Raw genomic sequence first — 1,578 nt, forward strand, 5'->3', positions numbered from 1 at the left:
GGGCACATAATTCGCGGCGGGCGCCGGGGCGTCCGGCAGGGTGATGCCCAATTCTGCAAGGCGTGCGTCGATCGTTCCGGCCATTATGTCCTCCAGTTCCATTCGGCGCGGAAGCTAAAACGTTTCCGGAATGACTTAAAGCGGCAAGTCTCAGATTTCGGACCATCAAGGTCTGAATTCCGATGAAACGCAATACCGGCACGCGCCGGCCAATCCGGGCGGCAGACTTACAGGCGCAATGAGCGGATCATCAGGCGGTTTCACCCCGTTCGATGCGGGTATACTGGCGCAGCTTGGCACTCGATTCACGTGCCACGGGCCGCTCATGCAGGGCTTTTGCAGCGGGGTGGGATCCTTCGTCACCCTGCGCTTTCTCAAGCTGGACAAAGTGCTTCAACCGGCCCCCTTCGGGCGATTTGCGGTGGTCAACGATATGTCGGCTCATGACATCCTCCTCCTGACATCCACGCGCGCCCCGGACCCCTCTTCTGACAAGGATGGGGCCGAATCGGCGCAATTTCCACCCCTTATCAGCGCCGGGATATTCAACTTTAGCGGGTTTTCGCCAACTGCCCCGCAGCCCAGCGCGCCGCATCGGCAACCGCCGGATCGGGATCCGAGACCAGTCGCAGCGCCACGTCGCGAAGCCGCTGCAGACCGGAATTTCCGATGGCATAGAGGACGTTACGCACGAACCGGTCGCGCCCGATGCGCTTGATCGGACTGCCCGAAAACCGCGCCCGAAAGGCGGCATCATCCAGACCCGCCAGTTCCGCCAGATCCGGTGCGCCGACCCGCGCCGCATAGCCTGCCTCGCGCGCCTGAACCGCGAACTTGTTCCACGGACAGACCGCCAGACAGTCGTCGCAGCCATAGATGCGGTTGCCCATCAGCGCGCGCAGATCCTCATCCACCGGGCCCTTATGCTCAATCGTCAGATAGGAAATGCAACGCCGCGCATCGAGCTGGTAGGGCGCCGGAAAGGCCTTTGTCGGGCAGATGTCGAGGCAAGCCCGGCAAGACCCGCAATGATCGACCTCGGCCGCATCCTTGGGCAGGTCGAGCGTGGTGAAGATCGCGCCCAGAAAGAACCAGCTCCCCAGCTCGCGCCCCACCAGATTGGTATGCTTGCCCTGCCAGCCAAGCCCGGCCGCCTGACCCAGCGGCTTTTCCATCACCGGCGCGGTATCGACGAAGACCTTGATCTCGGCCGCCGCGCCTTGCTTCGCCGCCGCATCGATCAGCCAGCGGCCGACCCGCTTCAGCCGTTTCTTGACCAGATCATGATAATCGCGGCCCTGCGCGTAACAGGACACCGCCGCCCGGTCCGGCATTTCCAGTACCGCCAGCGGATCGGCCTCGGGCGTATAAGCCTCGGCCAGCATGATCACCGTGCGCGCCTCGGGCCAGAGGGCGGCCGGATCGCCGCGCCAGCCCATGCGCTCCTCCATCCAGCCCATCTGCCCGTGCCGGCCCGCCGCCACGAACGCCGCCAGCCGTCCCGTCGCTTCGGGGATCGCACCTGGCGCACAGAAACCCACTGCAGAGAACCCCTCTTCAAGGGCCCTCTGCGTTACG

The 1,578-nt window shown here is 64.3% G+C and carries 2 protein-coding genes and 1 pseudogene; all 3 read right to left on the reverse strand.

Going from position 1 to position 1,578, the window contains the following annotated elements; all coding sequences use genetic code 11:
• Positions 1–84 (reverse strand): annotated as a pseudogene (locus WBB85_RS23490) (RidA family protein); the annotation flags it as partial.
• Between the two features lie 166 nt (positions 85–250).
• Positions 251–445 carry a hypothetical protein gene (locus WBB85_RS23495; protein ID WP_432640981.1) on the reverse strand — a complete coding sequence of 65 codons (195 nt, stop codon included), beginning with the start codon at positions 443–445 and terminating at the stop codon, positions 251–253.
• 106 nt (positions 446–551) lie between these two features.
• Positions 552–1,578, reverse strand: a 1,027-nt coding sequence (queG, locus tag WBB85_RS23500; RefSeq protein ID WP_432640982.1) for a tRNA epoxyqueuosine(34) reductase QueG, incomplete at its 5' end; no start/stop codon positions are given.

The sequence above is a fragment of the Albidovulum sp. genome, assembly GCF_049646345.1.
Lineage (GTDB): Bacteria > Pseudomonadota > Alphaproteobacteria > Rhodobacterales > Rhodobacteraceae > Albidovulum.

Excerpts from the sequence above, each read along its gene's own strand:
- WBB85_RS23495 (WP_432640981.1), bottom strand. The coding sequence starts at position 445 with ATGAGCCGACATATCGTTGACCACCGCAAATCGCCCGAAGGGGGCCGG.